The sequence below is a fragment of the Streptomyces sp. NPDC086989 genome (assembly GCF_044745505.1).
Lineage (GTDB): Bacteria > Actinomycetota > Actinomycetes > Streptomycetales > Streptomycetaceae > Streptomyces.
The window spans coordinates 624,243-648,428 of sequence record NZ_JBIVAL010000003.1; the positions used below are offsets into that span (position 1 = coordinate 624,243).

Annotated in this window: 14 protein-coding genes and 1 tRNA gene; 8 read left to right on the top strand and 7 right to left on the bottom strand. The window is 74.5% G+C overall.

Translation table 11 applies throughout. The features are described 5' to 3' along the window. The first annotated feature begins 10 nt into the window (after positions 1 to 10). The 3 genes from ACIPK4_RS09640 (at position 11) to ACIPK4_RS09650 (ending at position 2,758) form a co-directional block, all read left to right on the top strand. Positions 11 to 84 (top strand) — tRNA-Met (locus ACIPK4_RS09640). 176 nt (positions 85 to 260) lie between these two features. After that, entirely contained in the window at positions 261 to 1,427 is a 1,167-nt protein-coding gene (locus ACIPK4_RS09645; RefSeq protein WP_402310644.1) for a PP2C family protein-serine/threonine phosphatase, read from the top strand. A 293-nt stretch (positions 1,428 to 1,720) separates the two neighbouring features. Then, entirely contained in the window at positions 1,721 to 2,758 is a 1,038-nt protein-coding gene (locus ACIPK4_RS09650) for a M23 family metallopeptidase (protein WP_402310581.1), read from the top strand. Here ACIPK4_RS09650 and ACIPK4_RS09655 read toward each other — a convergent pair. The 4 genes from ACIPK4_RS09655 to ACIPK4_RS09670 all read right to left on the bottom strand — a co-directional run bounded on the left by ACIPK4_RS09655 (position 2,667) and on the right by ACIPK4_RS09670 (position 7,991). Continuing rightward, the gene (locus ACIPK4_RS09655) at positions 2,667 to 4,007 is read right to left on the bottom strand and encodes a PrsW family intramembrane metalloprotease (RefSeq protein ID WP_402310583.1); all 1,341 of its coding nucleotides are present in this window, start codon (positions 4,005 to 4,007) and stop codon (positions 2,667 to 2,669) included. The two genes, ACIPK4_RS09650 and ACIPK4_RS09655, sit on opposite strands and share 92 nt — an antisense overlap. A 51-nt stretch (positions 4,008 to 4,058) precedes the next feature. Further along, positions 4,059 to 4,871: a tRNA (guanosine(46)-N7)-methyltransferase TrmB gene (gene trmB / locus ACIPK4_RS09660; protein WP_402310585.1), complete on the bottom strand. Its 813-nt coding sequence runs from the start codon at positions 4,869 to 4,871 to the stop codon at positions 4,059 to 4,061. 215 nt (positions 4,872 to 5,086) lie between these two features. After that, positions 5,087 to 6,295, bottom strand: a complete 1,209-nt coding sequence (gene lhgO / locus ACIPK4_RS09665; RefSeq protein ID WP_402310647.1) for an L-2-hydroxyglutarate oxidase — start codon at positions 6,293 to 6,295, stop codon at positions 5,087 to 5,089. 61 nt (positions 6,296 to 6,356) lie between these two features. Continuing rightward, a complete protein-coding gene (locus tag ACIPK4_RS09670) occupies positions 6,357 to 7,991 on the bottom strand; it encodes a sporulation protein (RefSeq protein ID WP_402310587.1) in 1,635 nt (544 codons plus the stop codon). A 672-nt stretch (positions 7,992 to 8,663) separates the two neighbouring features. Here ACIPK4_RS09670 and ACIPK4_RS09675 point away from each other — a divergent pair. Both ACIPK4_RS09675 and ACIPK4_RS09680 read left to right on the top strand, forming a co-directional pair. Beyond that, complete coding sequence (locus tag ACIPK4_RS09675; RefSeq protein WP_402310590.1) at positions 8,664 to 10,838, top strand: asparagine synthase-related protein; 2,175 nt, start codon at positions 8,664 to 8,666, stop codon at positions 10,836 to 10,838. 875 nt (positions 10,839 to 11,713) lie between these two features. Further along, complete coding sequence (locus ACIPK4_RS09680; RefSeq protein ID WP_402310593.1) at positions 11,714 to 15,016, top strand: BTAD domain-containing putative transcriptional regulator; 3,303 nt, start codon at positions 11,714 to 11,716, stop codon at positions 15,014 to 15,016. Here ACIPK4_RS09680 and ACIPK4_RS09685 read toward each other — a convergent pair. After that, positions 15,003 to 17,033: a sigma-70 family RNA polymerase sigma factor gene (locus ACIPK4_RS09685; protein WP_402310596.1), complete on the bottom strand. Its 2,031-nt coding sequence runs from the start codon at positions 17,031 to 17,033 to the stop codon at positions 15,003 to 15,005. The genes ACIPK4_RS09680 and ACIPK4_RS09685 overlap by 14 nt on opposite strands. 298 nt (positions 17,034 to 17,331) lie before the next feature. Continuing rightward, on the bottom strand, positions 17,332 to 18,108 hold the full coding sequence (locus ACIPK4_RS09690) for a TetR/AcrR family transcriptional regulator (RefSeq protein ID WP_402310598.1): 777 nt from the start codon (positions 18,106 to 18,108) through the stop codon (positions 17,332 to 17,334). 342 nt (positions 18,109 to 18,450) lie between these two features. On the opposite strand from ACIPK4_RS09690, the gene ACIPK4_RS09695 reads away from it, so the two are divergent. Together ACIPK4_RS09695 and ACIPK4_RS09700 are read left to right on the top strand one after the other, a co-directional pair. Beyond that, positions 18,451 to 19,869 (top strand): NAD(P)/FAD-dependent oxidoreductase, encoded by a 1,419-nt coding sequence (locus ACIPK4_RS09695; RefSeq protein WP_402310600.1) that lies wholly within the window; start codon positions 18,451 to 18,453, stop codon positions 19,867 to 19,869. A 167-nt stretch (positions 19,870 to 20,036) separates the two neighbouring features. Next, complete coding sequence (locus ACIPK4_RS09700; protein WP_402310650.1) at positions 20,037 to 21,791, top strand: SpoIIE family protein phosphatase; 1,755 nt, start codon at positions 20,037 to 20,039, stop codon at positions 21,789 to 21,791. An 89-nt stretch (positions 21,792 to 21,880) separates the two neighbouring features. On the opposite strand, the gene ACIPK4_RS09705 is transcribed toward ACIPK4_RS09700, so the two are convergent. Continuing rightward, on the bottom strand, positions 21,881 to 23,173 hold the full coding sequence (locus ACIPK4_RS09705) for an MFS transporter (RefSeq protein WP_402310602.1): 1,293 nt from the start codon (positions 23,171 to 23,173) through the stop codon (positions 21,881 to 21,883). Positions 23,174 to 23,284: 111 nt separating this feature from the next. Here ACIPK4_RS09705 and ACIPK4_RS09710 point away from each other — a divergent pair, with 111 nt between their 5' ends. Next, positions 23,285 to 23,821 (top strand): MarR family winged helix-turn-helix transcriptional regulator, encoded by a 537-nt coding sequence (locus ACIPK4_RS09710; protein ID WP_054223518.1) that lies wholly within the window; start codon positions 23,285 to 23,287, stop codon positions 23,819 to 23,821. The last annotated feature ends 365 nt before the right edge of the window (positions 23,822 to 24,186 follow it).

Sequence of the window (24,186 nt, forward strand, 5' to 3'; positions counted from 1 at the left end):
TGTCTACCGACGCGGGGTGGAGCAGCTCGGTAGCTCGCTGGGCTCATAACCCAGAGGTCGCAGGTTCAAATCCTGTCCCCGCTACTCAGTACGAGGCCCGGTTCCCTTGGGAACCGGGCCTTCGTCGTTCTCCGCCGCGCCCTCACCCGGTCGGCCCGACCGGGTCGCCGTACGGTCCCCCTGCCTGCCAGCCTTGAGGGGCGAAGCGGCGGCGGCCCGCCCCCGCGTGAGGGACCGGGCAGGAGAACAGCGTGGCGCGGCTGGGGCGGCAGGGCGGCGACGAGTGCGAGGCGTACACGGCGGACACCGGCCGCGGCGCGGCCCGGACGGTGGTCCGGGCGTTGCCCGCCGTGCTGATCGCCGTCGGACTGGCCTTCGACCTGATGACCCCGCCCAGCTACACGGGATCCCCCTTCTTCTCGGCGGCCCCGCTGATCGCCGCCCCCGTGTCCTCGCTGCGGGGCACCGTCGTCACCGGGGTCCTGGCCTCAGTGGCCGTGCTCCTGCTGCACCTCCTCAACGGCACCACCTGGAAGGTCGAGGCACTGACCGAGCTGGTGACGGTGATGACCGTCTCCGGGCTCGCCGTCCTGATCAACCGGGTCGTACGGCGCAGCGGAGAGCGCCTCGCCTCGGCGCGCGGCATCGCGGAGGCCGCCCAGCGCGCGGTACTGCCCACGCCCGCCGAGCGCATCGCCGGGCTGCACGTCAGCGCCCGGTACGAGGCCGCGCAGGCCGACGCCTTCATCGGCGGGGACCTGTACGCCGTCCAGGACACCCCCTACGGGGTGCGGCTGGCGGTGGGGGACGTACGGGGCAAGGGGCTGGAGGCGGTGGAGGCCGTGGCCGTGGTCCTCGGGGCCTTCCGGGAGGCTGCGGAGACCGAGCCCACGCTGGAGGGCGTGGCGCAGCGGCTGGAGCGGGCGCTGACCCGCGAGGGCACCCGCCGCGACAGCCTGGACTCGGTGGAAGGGTTCACGACGTGCGTGCTGGGGGAGATCCCGATGGGCGCGGGCGTGCTGCGCCTGGTCAACCGGGGCCACCCCGAGCCGCTGCTGCTGCACGCCGACGGGCGCCTGGCGGTCCTCGCCCCGGCGGAGCCCGCCCTGCCGCTGGGCATGGGGGAGCTGTCCGCGGTCTGGGCGGACCGGGCGCAGGAGTGGGCGTTCCCCGTCGGAGCCACCCTGCTCCTCTACACGGACGGGCTGACCGAGGCCCGCGACGCGGCGGGCGACTTCTACGATCCGGTGGCCCGGCTCAGCGGCCGGGTCTTCCCCGGGCCGGGCGAACTGCTCGGCGCCCTCAGCGGCGATGTCCGCCGGCACACGGGTGGCGCGGCGACGGATGACATGGCATTGCTCGCGCTGGGCCGGCCGGGGGCGGGCGAGCCGGAGCGGCGACGAACCGTTCCCGTGGTCGCTCCGTGACAATGGGTGACGGAACTGATGCGCTACGCAAGGTTTATGACGCCACGTCAAGAGGTGGGCCTGGCCGAAGAGATAGTGATCTTGCCTAATTTTTGCCCGTGTTGCTCCCGCTATGTGGCATTAGTGATGGCCAAAGCTGAGCAGAGGGTGGCCGATTGCCTCTAACGATCAATCGCAACAGCTTGGAATCACTCCCCTCCGTCTATTACCGTTCGATAACGCAGCGCGGTCGTCCCAGCCGTCGCAAGAGACGGCGCCGTGCGCGTGCGCGTCCCCCTGAGGAGTGTGGCCCGGTGGCCTCCAACTCGCCTGCCCCCGAAGGCACAGAGCTCCAGGAAGTGCCCACCGCGGGCGCCTGGGGCGAGTGGAACCCCACCGAGGACTCGGCCCGCCCGCCCCGCGGCAAGCACCGTGTCGTCAAGCAACGCGGGGGACTTGCCCGCAGCTCCACCGTGCTCGGCGTCGGCGTCATCGCGGCCGTCGGCGCGGGCGGCATCGCCACCGCCCAGGACCGGCCCCAAGTGGCGATCTCCATGCCCTCGTTGCCCGACTTCGGCACCGGCATCGGCGGCGGCACGCAGCACGCACAGGACGGACACCACGCGGCGGACACCGGGACCTCCGCCGGGTCGACGGGCGTCATCGCCCAGCAGGCCGCGCAGCCCGCCGACGCGGGAGCCACCCTGGTCGGCCGCATCCTCCAGCAGGCCGAGTCCCAGGAGACCGCCGCCGAGGCCCAGGTCCGGGCGCAGGCCGAGCGCGCCGCCCAGGAGGCCGCCGCCGCGGAGGCCAAGGCCAAGCGGGAGGCCGCGCAGAAGGAGGCCGACGACGCCCGCGTGGCCGCCGAGAAGGCCGCCCAAGAGGCCAAGGAGGCGAAGGAGGCGCAAGAGGCCGCCGACGCCCGGGCCGAGCAGGAGCGGGCCGCCGCGCCCGCCGGCAGCTACTCGCTGCCCACCTCCGCCTACACCCTCACCTCGCACTACGGCGACGCCGGTTCCATGTGGTCCTCCGGTCACCACACCGGCCTCGACTTCGCCGCCCCGACCGGCACCCCCGTCAAGGCCGTCGCCGCCGGGAAGATCACCTCGGCCGGCTGGTCCGGGGCGTACGGCTACCGGATCGTGCTGCAGCTCGATGACGGCACGGAGATCTGGTACTGCCACCTGTCCTCGATGTCGGTGACCTCCGGCTCGGTCGGCGCCGGCGACACCATCGGCCGCGTCGGCGCCACCGGCAACGTCACCGGACCCCATCTCCACCTGGAAGTACGCAAGGGCGGATCGACGTCGGACCCGCTGACCTGGCTGGAGTCCAAGGGCCTGAACGTCTAGCCGGCGGTACGCGGACCGGCTCCGGCGCCTCCAGCGGTTCCCGCGCCTCCAGCGGTTCCCGCGGTGCGAGGGGGCCGCACGGCACGGGCCGCGGCGGAAGGAGCTCCTCCAGGACCGCGGCCCGGGCCAGGGCCGGCCCCGCCGTCGCCCTGCGCAGCCACATCCGGCGCAGCAACTCCCGTTCCCGGAAGGCGAAGTCCGGCTCCTGCGCCGGGCCGCCGTGCCGGGCCCGGTGCCGCAGCAGGCCCAGTGCGGCCGCATCCGCCTCGTACAGGGCGACCGCCCGGCCCGCCGCCCGGCCCCCGGTGCTCCGGGCCAGCGCGCGGGCCAGTGACCGGGCCGGCATCGACACCAGCGCCGGCACCTCCGCCGGACGCAGCCAGCCCGCGGCCGCGTACACCGCCAGCTCACCGGCGACGGCCCGCAGCCGGCGCCGCCTTATCAGCGCGGCCAGCCACACCAACAGCCCGAACACCGGGACCATCACGCAGCCGTAGACCTCGTAGAACCCGTACTCCCCGAACCGCGACGAGCTGTTCCACAGCGCGTGCAGGCCCATCGCGGCCAGCAGCCCGAGCAGCGGAGAACCGATCCGCCGCAGCCGTCCGCCACCGAGCGCGGCCGCGCCGAAACCGAGCCCGGTGAGCACCGTGAACAGCGGATGCGCGAACGGCGAGACGACGATCCGCACGAAGAACGTCGCGGCGGTCACCGAGTCCAGCGCGGCGGCGCCGCTGCGCACGTCCTCGCCGAACGCGTTGCCGAGATAGAGGACGTTCTCGGTGCAGGCGAAGCCGGTCGCGGTGAACCCGGCCACCACGAACCCGTCCGCGGGCCCGGTGAACTGGCGCCTGCGGAACACGAACACCAGCAGCAGCGCCGCCGCCTTGGCGCTCTCCTCCACCACCGGGGCGACCGCCACCGAGCCGAGCCGGTCGGCCGCCGAGGCGTCTGCGGTGGCCGCCGTTATCCACTCGGTGGCGAAGTTGTTGGCCAGTATGGCGATCAAGGCCGCGGTGCAGGCGCCCCAGCCGAAGCAGAACAGCAACTGCGCCCAGGGCCGGGGCGCGGCCCGGCCGAGCCACCGGAACGCCGCCATGAGCGGCGGCACCGGCAGCACGGCCAGCCCGAGGCCGACGAAGAACCCCGCGGTACCCGTCTGCTCCCGCACGAGTTCGAGGATCGCCAGCCCAGACAGCGACAGCACGGCGAGCACGCACGCACGGACACCAGGGAGCGCTCGGAACACATGATGACTCTAGCGAGCCGCTCTGACACGGGGAGTGAGGAAAGGGGTTGTCTACACGTTCGGGCGGCGTGCGAACAACAGGTCGTGCACGACGTGCCCCTTGTCGAGCCCCTGGCCCTCGAACCGGGTCAGGGGCCGGAAGTCGGGCCGCGGCGCGTAACCGCCGTCCGCCTGGGTGTTCTCGAACATCGGGTGCGCGGTGAGCACTTCGAGCATCTGCTCGGCGTACGGCTCCCAGTCGGTCGCGCAGTGCAGCACGGCCCCCGGGGCCAGGCGCGTCGCGGCCAGGTCGAGGAACTCGGGCTGGATCAGGCGCCGCTTGTGGTGGCGGGCCTTGGGCCACGGGTCGGGGAAGTACACGCGGAGCCCGGCGAGGGAGGCCGGCGGCAGCATCTCGCGGAGCAGGATGATGGCGTCGCCGTTGGCGACCCGGACGTTGGTCATCCCGCCGCGCTCGGCCAGCGCGAGCAGGTTCCCCTGGCCGGGGGTGTGCACGTCGGCGGCGAGGATGCCGGTCGTCGGGTCGGCTGCGGCCATCTGCGCGGTGGCCTCACCCATCCCGAAGCCGATCTCCAGGACGACGGGCAGTCCGTCGAACAGCTGGTCGAGATCGATGACGGAGTTGCCGTCGATGTCGAGCCCCCAGGTCCCCCAGAGCCGCTTCAGGGCTTCGCCCTGCCCGGTGGTCACCCGGCTGCGCCGCGGCTGGAAGCTCCGGATCCGCCGCTCGTGGTGCGAGCCGGCCGGATCGGGGGAGGGCCCGTCGGGGAAACGCGGCTCGGTCCGCCACTTCGGGGGCACGTAGGAATTCGCCTCCGGCACGGCTTCCGGGACGCTGGGCTGGGGGTTAAGGGACTCAGACACAATCCCCGGATTCTACGCCGCCCGCCGCCCCCGCCCCCCGACGAGCGGGCCGCCACCCCCCAGGGCCGGGGTCCGGGGCGGCGCCCGGCCGGATCCGGCGGGCCCGGTCCGCCCTGCATGCCCTGCATGCCCTGCCTGCGTGGTCCGCCCGGTCCGCCCTGTGTGCCCGAGCCTCCCTTGGTCCGCCTGGTCCGCCCGTCCGCCCCGGGGGCGGGTTACGACGTGCGCAGCGTCGTCAGGGCGCGGCGGGCGATTTCCCGTCCGATCGGCAGCGAGGCGGTGGCCGCGGGCGACGGCGCATTCAGCACGTGCACCGCCCGCGCCCCCTCCTTGATCAGGAAGTCGTCCACCAGCGTCCCGTCCCGCAGGACGGCCTGTGCCCGCACCCCGGACCCCGCCGGGGTCAGGTCCGCCGGCGAAACCCCCGGCAGCAGCCGCCGGACCGCCTCCGTGAACGCCTGCTTCGACAGCGACCGGTGGATCTCCCCGGCCCCGTACCGCCAGTGCCGCCGGGCCATCCGCCAGGATCCCGGCCAGGCCAGCTCGTCCGCCACGTCCCGCGGCCGGATCACGCCCCACCCGTAACCCTCGCGGGCCAGCGCCGGCACCGCGTTGGGCCCGACGTGGACGCCGCCGCCGATGCCGCGGGTCAGGTGGACGCCGAGGAAGGGGAACGCCGGGTCGGGGACCGGGTAGACCAGGCCCCGGACCAGCGAGGGCCGCGCCAGGTCGTAGTACTCCCCACGGAACGGCACGATCCGCATGCCCGGGTCGTCCCCGGCCAGCCGCGCGACCCGGTCGCACTGCAGGCCGGCGCAGTTCACCAGCACCCGCGCCCGCACCACCAGCCCGGCCGTCGTCCGCACCGCGATCCCGCCCGGCCGCCGCGAGATCAGGTCCACGGCCCCGCCGTAGACGATCTCCGCCCCGGAGGACTCCGCGAGCTGCCGCGCCACCTGCCCGTAGTCCACGATGCCGGTGGTGCCGACGTGGATCGCGGCCAGGCCCTGCACCTCCGGCTCGTACTCCGAGATCTGCGCGGGGCCCAGCTCGCGCACCGGGATGCCGTTCTCCCGGCCCCGCTGCACCAGCGCGTGCAGCCGCGGCAGCTCGTCCCGCCCGGTGGCGACGATCAGCTTTCCGGTGACCTCGTGGTCGATCCCGTGCTCGGCGCAGAACTTCACCATCTCGGCGGCCCCGCGCACCGCGAAGCGCGCCTTGAGCGATCCCGGCCGGTAGTAGATCCCGCTGTGGATCACCCCGCTGTTGCGGCCCGTCTGGTGGCGGGCCGGGCCGGACTCCTTCTCCAGCACCACCACCCGCGTCCCCGGGGCCAGCTGCGTCAGGGCGTGCGCCGTCGACAGGCCGACGATGCCACCGCCGATCACCAGCACATCGCAGTCCACCCTGCCCACGCTGCCCATGCCGCCGCCCAAGCTGCCACCTCCCACCCCTGCATACTGCACCCCGCCACTGACAAAGCGGCTACGCGGGGGTCACCAACAGCGGCCGCGCCCGCTCCCGCAACTCCGCCACGCGCGGTTCGTCCCCGTACGGTTCGAGCCGGTGCAGCAGGTCCCGTACGTACTCGGTCGTCCGCGCCGAGGAGATCCTGCCCGCGACCTCCACCGCCCGGGTGCCGGCCGCGCACGCCGCGTCCAGATTGCCCGACTCCAGCTCGGCGACCGCGCTCACCACCAGCCGCAGCCCGTGCGAGCGCACGTACTCCTCCGTCGGCCGGGACAGCGCCTGCTCGGTGAAGCGCCGGACCTGCCGGGGCAGCTTGAGGTCCCGGTAGCATTCCGCCGCATCCGCCGCGAACCGGTCGTACGAGTAGAAACCGAGCCAGGTCGGATCCGGATCGCCCGCCCGCGCCCGCTCCAGCCAGCCCTCCGCCGCCCGCAGCGCCGCCCCCGCGGCCGCCGAATCGCCCGCCTTCGCGTGCGCCCGCGCCTCGACGAGCCGGAAGAAGCTCATCGTGCGCGCGGTGGCCAGGCCGCGGTTGCGCTCCACGGCCGCCTGCGCCAGGTCCACGCCCTCGTCCGGGAAGTCCCGGTACGTGGCCTGCAGCGACATGGAGGCCAGCACGTACCCGCCGAGCGGTACGTCCGCCGCCGCGCGGGCGAGGCGCAGCGCCTGGATGTAGTAGCGCTGGGCCGCCTCCTGCTGACCGGTGTCGAAGGCCATCCAGCCCGCCAGCCGGGTCAGTTCGGCGGTCGCCCCGAACAGGGCCCGGCCCACCTCGTCGCTGTACGAGCCGAGCAGCAGCGGCGCCGCGTCGACGCGCAGGCACTCCGGCACCATCGACGAACGCCAGTCCCCGCCGCCGTACTTGGAGTCCCAGCGGCGCGCGTCCTCGGCCGCCTCGCGCAGCTTGGTCACGTCGCTGTGGCCCACGCGCTGCGGCGACGGGTCGTGCAGTCCGACGGCGGCGGCGGGCACGGACGGGGACGCCGACGGGGACGCGGGCCCGGGCGCGGGACCGGGCGGGGCGTGCGGCGTTTCACCGGAAGACTGTGCGGGCAGACCCGTTGACGAGGACGACGACGAAGCCGGCGACGCCGTCGGACCCTGCGCCGGGGCCGCGGGCAACGCCGTGTTCACCACCGGCTCGCGCGACGCCACGGTCTCGCGTGCCGGGGCCGGCTCGCGCGCCACCGAACCGTCCGCCGGAGATATCAGCCAGCGCGAAGCGGGCGTCGCGTACGCGGACACGGCGAAGGAACCCGCGAGCGACTGCCAGATCCCGCCACCGCCCCTGCGGCCGACGAGGTCGAGCCGGTACAGATCGGTGGCCGAGCGCACCGCCTCGCCCACGTCCCGCGGGAAGGCCAGCCCGACCTCCGGCGCCGGGTCCGCGTCCGCCAGCCCGATCTCGTGCAGCGGCACCGGGCGCCCCAGCTTCGCGCCGATCGCGGCGGCGATCAGGTGCGGGGCCGCGCCCTGCGGCACCATCCCCTTCGACACCCACCGCGCCACCGAGGTCTTGTCGTAGCGAAGCGTCAGGCCGCGCTGTGCGCCGAGGTCGTTGACGCGCCGGGCCAGCCCGGCGTTGCTGATGCCGGCGAGGGCGAGGACGGCGCCGAGCTTCTCGTTGGGCTCGCGGAGCTCCCTGGACATGCGCCACCCCTCGTCACACGCGGAACGCACACAACGCATACGCCGCCGGGGCATAGTTGCCCGGCATTTCGTAAACCCAGCGTAGTTCCCCGCCTCCCAAGCGTTAAGGCCTCGACTTCCGTATGGCGGGATTGTTGTCCGCCTGCACAGTCGGGCCGGGGCCCGCGCCGCGGGCGCACGCCCCCCTCCCGTGCTCCGTGCGTGTGGCCGTGCGCCCGTTCGTGCGCTCTGGCCGGTCAGCGGCCCCGGCGATTCGATGTGCCGTGCGTGGGTCGGCCCGCTGCGTGGATCCGGCGGGCCGGGGATGCCGCTGCCCCCATCCCCGCGGGTGGCGGAACGGTCCGGGGGGCGGAGCCCGTCTCCCGGACCGCGCCCGCGCGCCGCCGCGGTCGGGCGCCCCAGGGCGTGCGACGGCGCCCAGTACGGCCTCAGTGCGGCCTCAGTACGGCCGAAGAATGGCCGAAACCGACCTATGGGGCGGTGGGAACGGAACGCCAAATACCGTGTGACCGAGGCGTGTTCGTCGGCACGTGCGCCCTCCTTGGGCACTCTCGCACGCCCGTCTCGTGGCAGCATGGACCCCGAGCCACCCGGGGCCCCGGCGGTCGCGCCCTCAGCGCCGACCACACCGTTCACGCCCCGGTCAATTGCCCACGGGCTGGGGAGGCGGCGGTGCGCTGGTTGGTGGGCTGGAGCAGTATCGCCGCGAGCTTCGGCACAGCCGGCCGCGTCTTCGACCAGGGCGGATCCGGCCCCGACGGACCCCTGAACGGCGGCCTCGCGGACGCCGACCACCCGGACGACCCGGCCGCGCAGGACGCGGACCGCACCGTCGTGCCCGTCGGCGCCCAACTGCTCTGGGGAGACCCCGACCCGCTCTGGGCCGTCGGCGACTGGCGCCCCGACGAGATCCGCACCCTCGCCGCCGACCCCGCCGCTCCCTTCACCCGGCTCGCCGTGCTCGGCTGCTGCGGCGCCACCGACGCCGAGCTGCGCAACGCCCTCCTCGCCGCCCGCGGCGGGGCCCTGCGCCACCTCACCCAGTGGCCCGGCAGCTACACCGCCGTCGTCCAGACCGGCCGCCGGATCACCGTCGTCGGCGACCTCGCGGGCGCCCGGCCCGTCTTCTACACCCCCTGGGCCGGCGGCACGGCCTACGCCACCGCCGCACTGCCCCTCGCCGACCTCATCGAGGCACAGCTCGACATCGGCCACCTCGCCGCCCTGCTGGCCTGCCCCGACAGCCCGGAGGCACTGGGCGACGGCACACCGTACGTCGGGGTACGGCGCATTCCGCCCGGGCACGCGCTGATCCTGCGCGAGGGCTCCCGCGAGATCACCGGGTACGAGCCGGTGGCCTCCCTCGCGGTCGCCGCGCCCGCGGCCGATCCCGAGCGGGCGGTCGAGGGCGTACGCGAAGCTCTGGTGGATGCCGTGCGCGCCCGGCTCACGGCGCCGCGGCATGCCCCCGACACGCTGCCCCACGACCCCGGCCCCGTGCCCGGAATGGGACCCGCCGACCGGCGCGCGGCGCGGGGCGCACCCGCGCCCGCACCCGGCGTGGGCGCCGATCTCTCCGGAGGCAGCGCCTCCGCGACCCTCGCCCTGCTCGCCGCCGGCCTCCCCGGCGCACCCGGCACCATCGTCAACCGCACCGGCGAACGCCTCCTCGCCGTCACCTTCAACGACCTGGCCACGCCCCAGGGCCGCGAGGCCGAACTCGAACGCGCCCGCGCCATCGCCGCCAACCCCCGGCTGCACCACGTGGTCGTCGCCGCCGCCGAGGAAGCCCTCCCGTACGCCGAACTCGACGGCCCCCTCACCGACGAACCCGGCCCCTCCCTCGTCACCGCCGCCCGCGAGCGGCGCCGGCTGGCGGCCGGCTCGGCGGACCACTTCGTCGGCCACGGCGCCCGCCAGGTCCTCGACGCGCACCCGGCCCGCCTCGCCGACCTCCTGATGGACCGCCGCCGACGCCACCTGCTGCGCCCGGTCGCCGCCCTGGCCCGCTCCGCCCCCGGCGACTCCGCCCTGTCCCTCCTGGTCCCGTTCTCCGTCTACTCCGCCGCCCGCCGCCTCGCCCGTACGCCGTACCGCGCGGGCATGGAGGCCGCGGCGGCCCGCCTGCGCGAGGGAGCCGTCGCGGGCGCCGCCTCGAACCCGGTCGACGCCTCCCTGGCCGCCCTGACCTGGTCCCGCCCCGGACCGGCGGCGGCCTGGTTGACCGGCGAAGCCCTGGCGGAAGTATCGATCCGGCTCGGGACCGCCGCGGGCCGCCCCCCGCTCTCCCTGCGCCCCGGCGAGGCGCGGGCCCGTGCCGCACTGACCCGTCACGCGGCCGACCACCGGGTCTTCGAACAGGCCGTGGAGGTCCGCAGCCAGCGCCTGCACGCCCCGTTCCTCGACAACCAGGTCGTGCGCGCCGCCCGGGCCCTCCCCGAATCCCTGCGGGTCCAGCCGGGCGCGCGGGCCGCGATCCTGCGCACCGTGCTTTCCTCGGCCGGCGTACGCGAACTCCCGCCCGGCTGGGGCGCCCCCGCCCACATCCCGAACGAGACGGCCACCCGCGTCGGCCTGCGCGCCGCCCTCACCTCCCTCCTCGCCCTGTTCACCACGCCTCTGCTGGCGGACGCCGGCCTGATCGAGGCCCGGGTGGTGCAACAGGCCCTGCTGGACGCGGCGGAGGGCCGCCCGGTCCCGTTGGACGGACTGGCGGAGCTCGTCTCGATGGAACTGTGGCTCGGCCGCCTGCTCGCCCGCCGCGGCACGTGCTGGACGGGCACCTCCACCCCCCGCCGCCGAGCGGTCCCCAAGGGCGTCCCCACCCGCCGCCCAGCCCTCTCCTGACCCCACCCACCCCCGCCCGAGCCCAACCATGCCCCGGGCCAACCCCGGCCCCGGCCAACCCGGGCCGGCAAACCCGGGCTCCGGCTTACCGCGGGCCCGGCTTACCGCAGCCCCGGCCAATCCCGGCTCCGGTCAACCGCGGCCCCGGCCTACCCCGGCTCCGGCTTACCGCGGGCCCGGCCTACCGCCGCCCCGGCCGATCCCGGCTGCGGCCAGCCGTGGCTCTGCCCGGCACCGCGACCGCGCCATGGCTGGGCGATCTTGGCTCCGGCCAACCGCGACCCCGCCGTGGCCGGGTGATCGCGGCCCCGGTCAACCGCCGCTCCGGCCAACCCCTGCTCCGGCCAGCCGCGGCTCCGCCCCGCACCGCGGGCCGGTCCGCCCCGGGCTCCGGCCGGTCCCGGTGCCGGTCAACCGCCACCCCGGTCATACGCGGTTCCGGCCTACAGCCGCCCCGGCCGACCCCGGCCCCGGTCAACCGCCGCGCCGACCAGCCGCGGCTCCGCCCCGTACCGCGGCCCGGCCGCCCGGGCTCCGGCCGACCCCGGCCCCCGCCAACCGCCGCGCCGGCCGCCCCGGCCCCCGCGGGCGCCAGGGCGATCCGCAGGGGACACGGTCCCGCCGGTTCCGAGGCGCGGGGACCGGGGCGGAGCCCCGCAACGGTGCGGCACGGCACCCGGCAAGGCCATCCCGGCCCCGCCGGGATGACCCCGGCACCTCCAGCCCCGCCGGCGTTCGAGGCGCGGGGGTTCGGGGGCGGGGCCCCCGGAACGGCGCCGCACCACGGCCCACCGGCAGCCGCTGCCCGCACCCTCCGGCGCCGCCGCCCCCGGTATCTCCGCCCGGCCAGAGCAACGACAGGGCAGAATTGCCCGGTGCGGTATCTCATCCTTGGCGTTACCGAGGCCCGTGACGAGACCGGCGCCCCCCTCCCCATCGGCGGCGCCCGCCTGCGCGCGCTCCTGACCGCCCTCGCGCTCCGCGCCGGCGGTCCGGCCGCCGTGCCCGTCGCCGATCTCGTCGACGAGGTCTGGGGCGACGACCCGCCCCAGGACGCCCCCGCCGCCCTCCAGGCCCTCGTCGGCCGCCTCCGCCGGGCCCTCGGCGGCCGGGACACCGTCCCCGCCGACCCCGCCGGCGGCTACCGCCTCGCCGTCGCCGACCGCGACGACGTCGACCTCCACCGCTTCACCCGGCTCGCCCGCCAAGGATCCGGGCAGCTGGCCGCCGACCCCGCCACCGCCGCCGGAACCCTCCGCACCGCACTCGCCCTCTGGCGCGGCCCCGCCTTCGCGGACCTGCCCGAGCCCGCCCGCAGCGCCCACGCCGCCGCCCCCGAGGCGCACCGCACCGCCGCCCTCCGCGACCGGATCGACGCCGAGCTCCGCAGCGGCTGCGCGGATCCGGCGTCCCTCCTTCCGGAGATCGAGGCGCTGATCCGGGAGCACCCGTACGACGAGCCGCTGCGCGCCCGGCAGCTCCGGGCCCTGCGCGCGGCCGGCCGTCCAGCCGACGCCCTCGCCGCGTACGAAGCCACCCGCCGCACCCTCGCCGACGCCCTCGGCACCGACCCCGGCCCCGAACTCACCGCCCTGCACGCGGAGCTGCTCCGACCCCCACCCGCCACACCCGCCACACCGTCCGCCTCCGCCACACCGTCCATACCCTCCGCACCCTCCACACCCGCGGCCCCCTCCGCCCTCACCGCCCCCGCCAGGGAATCCGCCCCGCCCGCCGGGAACCTCCGCCCTCGCCTCACCTCCTTCGTCGGTCGTGAGCCCGAGCTCGCCGCCCTCCGCTCCGACCTGGACCACTTCCGCCTCGTCACCCTCACCGGCCCAGGCGGTTCCGGAAAGACCCGGCTCGCCGAGCACACGGCCGCCGCCCACCCCGAGCCGGCCTGGCTCGTCGAACTCGCCCGCCTCGACCACCCCGCCGCCGTCCCCGGCGCCGTCCTCAGCGCCCTCGGCCTGCGCGAGAACGCCCTCGTGGCCCGCGAGAAGACCCCCGCCGACGACCCGGCCGCCCAGCTCGTCGAGCACTGCGCGAACCGCCGCCTGCTCCTCGTCCTCGACAACTGCGAGCACGTCATCGGCGCCGCCGCCGAACTCGCCGAGCACCTCCTCACCCACTGTCCCGGCGTCCGGATCCTGGCCACCAGCCGCGAACCCCTCGGCGTGCCCGGCGAAACGGTCCGCCCCGTCGACCCCCTGCCGCCCGACCCCGCGCACCGCCTCTTCGCCGACCGCGCCGCCGCCGTCCGCCCCGGCTTCACCCCCGACGAGGACCCGGCCGCCGTCGCCGAGATCTGCGCCCGCCTCGACGGGCTGCCGCTCGCGATCGAGCTGGCCGCGGCCCGGCTGCGGCTGCTCACCCCGCGCCAGATCGCCGACCGGCTCGACGACCGCTTCCGGCTCCTGACCGGCGGCGCCCGTACCGTACTGCCCCGCCAGCAGACCCTGCGCGCCGTCGTCGACTGGTCCTGGGAGCTCCTCGACGACCGCGAACGCACCGTGCTGCGCCGCCTGTCCGTCTTCGCCGGCGGCTGCGACCTCCCCGCCGCCGAAGCCGTCTGCTCCGGCGCGGCAGCCGAGGACGTCGCCGACCTCCTCGGCTCGCTCGTCGACAAATCCCTCGTCGTCGCCGCCCCCGGCCCCGACGACACCGGCATGCGCTACCGGATGCTGGAGACCATCCACGAGTACGCCGCCGAACGCGCCGCCGCGCACGAAGCCGACCGGGCCGCCGTCGCCGACCGCCACGCCGCACACTTCCTGGCCCTCGCCGAGGAGGCCGAGCCGCTGCTGCGCGGCGCCTCCCAGCTGCCCTGGATCCGGCGCATCGAGACCGAACTCGACAACCTCCGCGCCGCGCTCCTGCACACCACCCGCAGCGGTCCCACCGAGAACGCCGAACGGCTCGTCCTCGCCCTCGGCTGGTTCTGGTGGCTGCGCAACTACCGCATCGAGGGCGTGGAATGGACCGCCCGGATCATCGAGCTCAGCCCCGTGCAGCCGCCCGAGGGCACCCCCGCGTACTGGCGCTTCATGCGCGCACAGATGCTGCACGTCCTGCTGCTCGCCGAGGGCCACTCGCCCGAGGAGTTCCGCACCCCGCAGAACATCGCCCTCGCCGACCGCATCCAGCAGGTCTTCCGGGGCGCAGGTCCCGAAACCGCCGGCTTCCCCGGCATGCTCTGGCCGATGACGACCTTCCTCACCGGCGAGACCCGCGCCGTCCTCGAAGGGCTCGACGAGACGGTCGACAACTGCCGCCGCCACGGGGGCGACTGGGAACTGGGCATCACCCTGCTGCTCCGCACCCACGTGGCCATCGACTTCACCGGAGGCCTGTCCTCCGTCACCGCCGACCTCGCCGAACTGCACGAGATCGCCCACCGCGTCGGCGACCGCTGGCTGCGTGCCCAGGTGGCGAGCGCGGCCGGGGAGGTCGCGCTGTCCCGCGGCCGGTACGACTGGGCCCGCATCGAGTACGAGGAGTGCCTGCGCCTGGCCCGGGAAGTCGGAGCCCACATCGAGGTGCCGTTCGCCATGGCCCGGATCGCGGAGTCGGCCTTCTGCTCCGGGGACTTCGCCGGCACCGAGAAACTCCTGGCGGAGGCCGCCCTCGAAGTCGAACGCTACGGCGGGGTGTACGACGCACGGGCCTACGGCGGCATGCTCACCGCGCTCCTCGCCCTCGTCCGCGGGGACCTCGAACGGGCCCGTACCGAAGCCCGACTCGCCCGCATCGCCTGCGGGAAGATCAACGCGCCCCCGCAGCTCACCGCCGGGCTGGACAACATCGACGCCATCCTCATCGCCCGCGAACAGGGCCCGGAAGCCGGCCTCTCCGTGCTGGCCCCGGCCCTGGCCACGGCCGTCGCCGCGCACTGCGCCGAGCGGATCCTGGCCGGTCTCACCGACACCGCGGCCGTGCTGCTCGCCGACGCCGGCCGGAACACGGAGGCCGTACGGGCGCTGGCCGCGGCCACCGCCTGGCGGGCGGGGCACCCGCGCTCGGTCCCCGAACAGGCCGCCGTGGCCGCGCTGCCCGAGGCCACCCGCGCCGCGCTCGGACCCGACCGCCACCGGGCGGAGGAGACGGCGGGTGCGCAACTCTCCCCGGGCGAGGTCGCTGCCCTCGTCACCGCCGTCGCCGCCGTCACCGGCAGCTGATCACCGCGTCGGCCCAGCTGGCCAGCGTCGGCAGGTGACCCTGACCGGCCTGCTCCACCACCAGCCGCAGCGTGCTGCGCCCGGTCAGGGAGACGTCGACGGCGGCGGCCGGGTCGTCGAACCCGAGCTCGCCCGACCGCCACAGCCGCTGACCGTCGGCGTACACCGAGAACCGCACCGTGCCGTCGGTGAACAGGGACAGGCCGTCCACCCCGGCCCGCGCCGAGAAGGCGGTGCACTGCCGGTTCAGGGTGATCTCCACCGATGAACGGGAGTTCACGGTGATCCCCTGCGCGAACCGCCGGTCCGCGATCCGCAGCCCCCACCGCTGCCACACCCAGCTGCTGCGCCCGGTCTCCAGCTCGGGACCGGCGTGGTCGCCGAACGCCGAGTGTCCGAGCCCCGCCAGCTCGAAGCCATGCGGCGGCTTCGGCACGGGCCGCGACGGGGTCGGGGAAGGCGAGGGCCCGGCCGGGCTCCGGCTCGGCGCCGGGCTCGGAACCGGGCCCGGCGTCTGCGGGGGCTTCGGCGCCGGGGACACCGGAGCCGGCGCCTTCGGCCGGGAGGGGCTCGGCGCGGGGAGAGCGCCGGGTGCCTCGGCCGGTACGGGGCCCTGCGCGTCCGGCGGCTGCGCACCGGCCGGCTCCGGTGTGCGCGGAGCCGGGACCAGCGGCACCACGGGCGCCGCCACACTCGGCGCGGGCTGCGCCGAGGCCCCCGGCTCGGGATCGTCCCCGGCCAGCGCGAACACCACCCCGGCCGCCGCGGCGACGGCGATCCCGGCCGCGATGGCGGCCTTGGCGGGCAGCCCGAGCCCCTCGGACACCACCGCCCCGCCGAGCCCGGATCCGGCACCTCCGGCGCCACCCCCGGCCCCGGCGGCCCCCGCCCCGGCCCCCGCACCCGCGGTCCCACCGGCGGCTCCGGCACCGCCCGCTCCGACACCGGCGGCACCGGCACCCGCCCCGGCGGCCGACCCGCCCGCGGCCGCGGCGGCCGCCCCGGCACCTCCGGCGGCGACGGCCCCGCCGGCCACCACCCCGGCCGCCTTCGCCGCGTACCCGGCGGCGAACCACCCGATGACCGCGACCGGCAGCAGCGCGGGAATGCCCGCGTTGACGTCCTTGAGCTCCCCGGCGGCCAGCCGGCACTTCGCGCATTCCTCCAGGTGCTTGCGCAGCCCCCGCTCCGCCCGCATCCGCAGCCCGCCGCGGGCATACGCCCCCAGCCGGTCCGCGTACCGCGCGCAGTCCCCGCCCGCACTCAGCGCCGAGCTCACATGGGCCTGCAGATAAGCCTGCTTAAGCCCCTCCCGCGCCCGGGAGGCCAGCACGGCGGTCGCGTTCGCGCTCAGCCCGAACAGCGGGGCGATCGCACTGGGGGAGGCGTCCTCGACGGTGGTGTGCCACAGCACGGCCTGCCACCGCTCGGGCAGGCTCCGGAACGCCTGCATCGCCAGCGACTGATCGGCCTCCCGCATCGCCCGCACGTCCGCGCCCAGTTCGAGGGTGTCGTCCCGCGACAGCCCGGACAACCCGGCACCGGTCTCGGATCCCGCGGCCGCCTGTTCCGCGAACACCGCGAAGTCCTCGACGAGGTGCTCACGCCGCGACGTCCTCGCCCACGCCGCCGCGACCCGCCGCACCGTGGTCAGCAGGTACGCGCGCACCGACTGGTCCGGCCCGGCCCCGCCCCGTACCGCCTGGAGCGTGCGGGCGAACACCTCGGCGGTCAGGTCGTCGGCCGTGTGCGCGTCGCGGCAGCAGGTCCGCGCGTAGCGCCGTACGGAATCCGCGTGCCGCAGGAACAGCTCCTCGTACGCACCGTCGTCGCCCCCGCGCATCCGGGCGATCAGGTCCCCGTCGGACGGCGGCAGCTCGCCGCCGGCGTGTCCCGCCGCCGCGTGGCGCCCGCGCCGCGGCCCGCGCTGGGCCGGGACCTGGCGTGCGACCGGGCTCTCCGCCGCGGCCTCGCCGCCGGTACCACCGAGCGGCTCTTCCCGACCGTCAACGCTCATCGCGGAAGCCCCCGCACGACACACTCAACCGGTACACCGTTCAAGCCTGTCACACGGGGGGGCGCGCGCCGAGCCGCTCTCCACACCATCCACTCGTCCGTGCGGCACCCGGTGAAATCGCGTACCGCTCCTCACCCTTTCGGGCGAGGAGCCCGTTCGGGGGACCGCTCGACGAGCCGACCAGCCGACGAGCCGACCAGCAGCTGGGAAAGCAGCCGGGCGCACCCTTGCAGGAGCTTGCGCGAGGACCGTCTCCCGTAGGGGGGCCGGCGGATCAGGGCCGGACACCCCCCATCGCTCAGACCGTCCGGGAGCGCAGCCCTTCGAGCAGGATGTCGAGGAGCCGCGACGACGCCGCCGCCTGCTGCGCCGCGTCGGGCAGTGCCGGAGCGGCCGTCGCTATCACCAGCAGGACATCGGCCACCGTGACGTCTCCGCGCAGCTCACCCGCCTCCCGGGCGCGGTCCACCAGTCGGCCGACCACCTCGAGCAGCGCACCCGCGCCGGCGTCCTCCGAGGGCTCGTCCTCGAGGGGGATCCGCGAGCCCACGACGCGCAGCTCGGGTGCCCCGCCGCCGGTCACGCCGGCCTGGCGCTGGTGCGGAACCCGCGCCGTCTCCGCCTCGTCGACGCCGTCCTCGCCCGCCGAGCCGACCCGCAACACCTGCGGCGGCAGCAGCCGCCCGGCCCCCGAGGCCACGGAGGTGCGCAGGAAGCGCGACAGCGCCTGCCACGGCTCCTCCTCCTGGCCCAGCGCGGCCTCGGCCTGCTCGGTCAGCCGGGCGGTCTCCTCCTCGGCTATCCGCCGGACCAGGACGTCCTTGCTCGGGAAGCGCCGGTACACGGTGCCGACGCCGACGCGGGCGCGCCGCGCCACGTCCTCCATCGGAGCCCCGTAGCCGAGCTCGCCGAAGACCTCGCGCGCCGCGCGCAGCACGTGCTCCAGGTTGCGCTGGGCGTCGACGCGCAGCGGCGTGGAACGGCCCACGCCGTGCGTGGTGCCGCCCGTCATCAGGCGACCGTTGCTCTCGGCCGAGAGCGCGGTCGCAGAACCATGGAAATCGGAAATGTTCATATGTATCCCCCGGTGATCATTTGTCTCCCCCCGGAGACATTCCCCGCCTTCGTGTCGAGGTGGGCCACGGTCAGGTGGGCCCCGGTCTCACTCCTCGACGAGATACGAACATAGTTGAGCCAGAGTCAATTCAGAAGAGGCAGCCCCGGACGGACCACCGCCCGATCGGAGCATTCCTCCCCACTTTTCCGGTCCAAGCCTCCGGAATCACCCCTTCCGCACCACCTGACCTGCGGAACTCCACCCCCACTCAAGCCACCCGGCAGCCTCGTACTGGCACTCCCTGCGGTCACACAATGTGTCAGGCCTGTGGACAAACTCCCGGCCACGTTGCGTCATGGGGTGGTGAAGGCTGCTAACTCCCGGGGCGCGGCCCCCGGTACACCGCCCCGTACGCGCATCCTCGTCGTCGGCGGGGGTTACGTCGGCATGTACACGGCGCTCCGGCTCCAGCGAAAACTCAGAGCCGGCGAAGCCGAGGTCACGGTGGTCAGCGCCGAGCCCTACATGACCTACCAGCCCTTCCTGCCCGAGGCGGCCGCGGGCTCGATCTCCCCGCGCCACGTCGTCGTCCCGCTCCGCCGCATCCTCGACAAGTGCCGCGTCGTCATCGGCGAGGCCCAGGCGATCGACCACGCCAAGCGGACCGCCACCGTCGCCACCCTCGCCACCGAGGACGAGGGCGCCGGCCCCCTGGAAATCGAGTACGACGAACTCGTCCTCGCCCCCGGATCCGTCTCCCGCACCCTGCCCGTCCCGGGCCTCGCCGACTACGCCATCGGCTTCAAGACCGTGGAAGAGGCCATCGGCCTGCGCAACCACGTCATCGAACAGATGGACATCGCCTCCTCCACCCGCGACCCCGCCCTCCGCGACGCCGCCCTCACCTTCGTCTTCGTCGGCGGCGGCTACGCGGGCGTCGAGGCCCTCGGCGAACTGGAGGACATGGCCCGCTACGCGGCCCGGTACTACCACAACATCAAGCCCGAGGACATGAAATGGGTGCTGGTCGAGGCCAGCGACCACATCCTCCCCGAGGTCGGCCCGGAACTGGGCGTCTACACCGTCCGCGAACTGCGCCGCCGCAACATCGACGTCCGCCTGGAGACCCGGCTCGAATCCTGCGAGAACCGCGTCGCCGTCCTCAGCGACGGCGCCCGCTTCCCCACCCGCACCGTCGTGTGGACCGCAGGCGTCAAACCGCACCCGGTCCTCGCCGCCTCGGACCTCCCGCGCACCGAACGCGGCCGCCTCCGCTGCACCTCCTTCCTCACCGTCGACGGCGTCGAACACGCCTGGGCGGCCGGCGACGCCGCCGCCGTCCCCGACATCACCGCGCAGGAGAAGGGCCGCGAGTGCGCCCCCAACGCGCAGCACGCCGTCCGCCAGGCCAAGGTCCTCGCCGACAACCTGCTGGCCTCCCTGCGCGGCGAGCTCCTGACCGAGTACGCCCACAAGTACGCGGGTTCCGTCGCCTCCCTCGGCCTCCACAAGGGCGTCGCCCACATCTACGGCCGCAAGCTCAAGGCCTACCCCGCCTGGCTGATGCACCGCACCTACCACCTCAGCCGGATCCCCACCTTCAACCGCAAAATGCGCGTGCTCGCGGAATGGACCCTCTCGGGCCTCTTCAAACGTGAGATCGTCTCCCTCGGATCCCTCGAACACCCCAGGGCAGAATTCGAACTCGCCGCCGGACACGGCCACAAATTCCCCCCGCCCCCGCCCGCCCCCAATCCCCCGAAGGACAGCCAGGGCTGACGTTGTCAGTGCGGTCGGCCACACTGGACGTGTGACCATAGGTGCGCTCACCCCTGCACACAGTGACATTCACGGTGGCTTCCGCCGTGACCCACCGAGCGACACCGGCCAGCGATCGACCACGAGAAGCACAGCGACCACTTGCGACACCACGAGGCTTGAACGCAGTGAACTTCACGCGCTGGAGCGCCCGTTTTCCCGGAACGCAGCGCCGCGCCGCCGCCCGGTCCGAACACGCCGCGGCCCAGGCCAAGCGGGGTGAGGGCGCCGTCCCGGCAGCCCGCGCCGCCGCCGCCCGCCCGGCCACGACCGCCGACGACGCCCCCGCGGACCCCACGGTCTCCGGCACGGGCACCGGCGCCGGCCCGGGCAGCGGCCCCGGCCTCCCCGCCGCCGTGCCCTCCCCCGACGAACTCTCCGTACGAGAGGTCCTCGGCCGGCTCCCCGCCCTCGTCGCCCTCGTCCACGGCCCCGAACACCGCGTCGCCTACGTCAACGACGCCTACACCGCCGGCTTCGGCCCCCGCCCCGCCGGCGCGCCCGCCCACGAGGCCCTCCCCGAACTCGGCGAGCTCGGCCTGCTCCCCCTGCTCGACCAGGTCCAGCGCAGCGGCAAGCCGCGTACCGCCAAGAACCGCACCACCCCCGGCGGCGCCAGCTCGTACACGGTCACCTGCACCCCCGTGGAATTTCCCAAGGCCCCCGCGGACGGCGACACCGACCACCACCACACCGGGGTCCTCGTCCACCTCGCCGACGTCACCGACCACGCCGAAGTCGTCGAACGGCTGCGCGCCAGCGAACGCCGCCAGCGCGAGGCCGCCGTCACCCTCCAGCGCTCCCTCCTCCCCCAGGAACTGGAACAGCCCGACGACCTCCGCATCGCCGCCACCTACCAGCCCGGCGGCACCGAGGCCGCCGTCGGCGGCGACTGGTACGACGTCATCACCCTCGGCGCCGGCCGCACCGCCCTCGTCATCGGCGACGTCATGGGCCGCGGAGTCCGCGCCGCCGCCGTCATGGGGCAGCTGCGCACAGCCGTCCGCGCCTACGCCCGCCTCGACCTGCCCCCGCACGAGGTGCTCCAGCTCCTCGACGGCCTCGCCGCCGAGATCGACGCCAGCCAGATCGCCACCTGCGTCTACGCCGTCCACGACCCCAACGAGGGCCTGCTCGCGTACGCCTCCGCCGGCCACCTCCCGATCCTGGTCCGCGACGAGGACGGCACCGTACGCCGCGCGGCCGACCCCACCGGCCCGCCGCTCGGCACCGGCGGCTGGCTGCACACCTCGGGCACCATCGCACTGGGCCCCGGCTCCACCGCCGTCCTCTACACCGACGGCCTGGTCGAACGCCGCGGCGAGGACATCGACGAAGGCGTCGCCGCCCTCGAACGCGCCCTCTCCGGCGCCCAGGGCACCCCCGCCGTCATCTGCGACCGCCTGATGCGCGCCCTCGGCGTGGACGCCGACCACGACGACGACGTCGCCGTGATGGTCCTCCAGCAGCCGAGCCGCACCGGAGCCGACGCCGAGCTCTTCCACAATGCCGCCCTGGAACTCCTCGGCGGCGTCGAGGCCGCCCCCCGCGCCCGCGCCTTCGCCTCCGGAGTCCTCGCCTCCTGGCGCTTCCCGGTCGAACTGTGCGACCTCGGCGTCCTGGCCGCGAGCGAGCTCGTCGCGAACTCCCTCCAGCACGGCACCCCGCCCATGCGGCTGCGGCTGCGCCGCACCGACCGACGCCTGATCATCGAGGTCACCGACGGGGACGACCACCTCCCGCGCCGCCGCCGCGCCGAACCCGCCGACGAAACCGGCCGCGGCATCTCGATCGTCGCGACCATCGCCTCCGCCTGGGGCTCCCGCCGCACCCCGGGCGGCGGCAAGGCCGTCTGGTGCGAGTTCGCCCTGCCCGACAAATAACCGGGCCCGCCCATGCGAAAGGCCCGGTCCACCAGGACCGGGCCTTCCTCTTGTACTGCTTGTACTGCGCGTCCCGTACGGGGCGTCCGCTACGCGGGAACGCGCTCCGGCTCGGCAGCCGGCACGACCACCGCCACCACGTCGCCCTTCAGCAGCGACGGCTTGTCCTGCACCGGGCTCAGCTGCCCGCCGAGCCGCAGCGCCAGCCCCGCGATTCCCAGCGACACCGCGATGAACACCCCGATGTAGAGCATCGGCACTCCCGCACCCAGCGGCACACCCAGCGGACCCAGCGCCAGCGCCATCTGCTTGACCAGCGCGAACGCAGAGTTGTACTGGCCCACCGAACCCTCCGGCGCCAGGTCGGCCACCAGCGGCGCCAGCGTCGGCGACAGCATCGCCTCACCGATTCCGAAGAGCGCGTACGTGGTGATGAACGCGGCGGCGGCCATCATCGCGCTGCCGTGCCCCAGCCCCGAGAACCCGGCGATGACCCACGCCACGGTCCAGATCAGGCCGACCAGCGCGATCACCCGGGACCGGCGGCGCTTCTCGACCAGCCTCAGCACGACGAACTGCGCCACGACGATGGCACCGGTGTTGGCGGCCAGCGCGAAACCGAGCGTGGACGGGGTGATCCCGGCCGCCTCGGTGCCGAACGCGGCGAGACCCGACTCGAACTGCCCGTAGCAGGCGAAGAAGATCACGAAGCCCAGCACCAGCAGCTTCACCATGGCCTTGTGGCCCAGCAGCCGCTTCCAGGCACCGCCCGTCCCGGACTCGCCCCGCGGCACGGCGTCCTTGATGCTCGGAGCGTGCGGCATCCGCACGGTGAGGATGACCCCGGCCAGGACCAGGAACATCACGGCCTCGATGCCGAAGAGCAGGGTGAAGCTGGCGGGCCGGCTCTCGTCGACGATCTGACCGCCGATGAGCCCGCCGATCCCCAGACCCAGGTTCTGCATGAAGAACTGGAGCGCGAAGGCACGCGTCCGGGTGCCCGGCGTCGAGCACCACACGATCATCGTCGCCAGCGCAGGCTGCATGACGGCCTGCCCGGCGCCGAGCGCCAGGGCGGACAGCAGGATCGGCACGATGCCGGTGGACAGCCCGAGCGACAGCGCGCCCACCGAGGCGGCGACGGCCGCGCCGATGACCACGGGGACGGGACCCCGGCGGTCGATGACCCGACCGGTGAGGGGCAGCGCGACCAGGGCACTCACGGCGAAGGCCACGAACGCGCTCGTGGCCGCCATGGAACCCAGACCTCGCACCTGCGCCACGTAGATGTAGAGGAACGGAACCGTGAAACCGATGCCGAACGCGGTCAACGCGTTGCCGGCCTGGATCCGCCGCATCGCAGCGCCCATCACCTTGGTCACTTCTCACCTGCCTTGAGAACTGAAGCCCGAAGACTTCACACCTAAACTTCGATGCTTAACTCTACACATCGAAGGAGTTAGACGCCAACGAGCACATGCGATACTTCGAACATGGGTGACACCCCCGACGGCACCGCGCCCGTCCACGAGCCGAGCCTCGACGAGCAGATCGCCGTCTATCAGCGCGAGTTCCAGGACCTCGATCCGCAGGTCGAGAAGGTCGTCTCGGCGCTCAGCCGACTGAACCGCCGCATGAACGTCGCGTACGGACGCCAGACCGCCGCTCTGGGCATCAGCAATGCGGAGTGGGAGGTCCTCAAGGCCCTCGTCATCTCCGGAGCCCCGTACCGGATGGGCCCGAGCGAGCTCGCGAAGCAGCTGGGCCTCACGCCGGCGGCGATGACCCACCGGATCGACCGCATGACGGCGGAGGGACTGGTGACGCGCGAGCGGGACGAGTCCAACCGGGTCCGCGTGATCGTGGAGCTCACGGACGAGGGCCGCAGCAAGTGGCTCGACGCGATGCGCTCGGCCACGGTCTTCGAGGAGGACCTCCTCCAGGACCTCTCCACGGCGGAGCGCGGCGTGCTGGGCGACATGCTCACCCGGCTCCTGGACCGCGTCGAAGACCTCCAGTCGCCGAGCTGACCAGGCCGTGAGCGGCGGGGTTGACACGGACTCCACCAGTCCGTAAGGTTCTTCGAGTTGTCCCAGAGCCGGAAGGTTTTGGCGACGGCGCATCCCGCCGCCTCGTTGCGGCACCCAACTCAGCACGATCTCCCACCGGGAACGTATTCGGCATGCCCGAATGAATTTCCGAAGGCCGATTATGAATCAGCCGGGAAATCCACTAGAGTTCTGGGAGTCGGAAGGGCCCAACAGCCCGGAAGACAAACCCCGCTGACTGGGGGTCAGGCCCGAAAGAGTCTGATAGAGTCGGAAACGCAAGAAAGAAGAACGAAAGCCCGGAGGAAAGCCCGCGAGGGTGAGTACAAAGGAAGCGTCCGTTCCTT